At 40.5% G+C, this 227-nt stretch carries 1 protein-coding gene; it reads right to left on the bottom strand.

Features of this window, described 5'->3' with window-relative positions; all coding sequences use genetic code 11:
- Positions 1-227: extracellular solute-binding protein (locus ACNQ62_RS16685; protein WP_418095353.1), on the bottom strand; the 227-nt coding region annotated here is incomplete at both ends.

The raw sequence follows: 227 nt of genomic DNA, 5'->3' as shown, positions 1-227 counted from the left end.
ATAAAGCTCTTCCTGATTGCGTTGCGGATGCATAACCTAAACTGTTTACTATCTCGGCTTGATTCTCAGCTTGATACATAAAATTAATAAATTTATGGGCTAGTGCTTTATTATTACTACCGGAAGGAATAGTAAAGTTATCCATCCATAGTACAGCACCTTCTTCAGGCATCACGAAGGTAAGCTCTGGTAGCTCTTCTTGGCCTTGGAATGCGTTGCCATTCCAC

The organism is Sulfitobacter sp. SBS6, assembly GCF_048285585.1.
GTDB lineage: Bacteria > Pseudomonadota > Alphaproteobacteria > Rhodobacterales > Rhodobacteraceae > Sulfitobacter > Sulfitobacter pontiacus.
The sequence above is the reverse complement of the archived record's forward strand: the minus strand, read 5'-3'. Positions and strand labels throughout refer to the sequence as shown.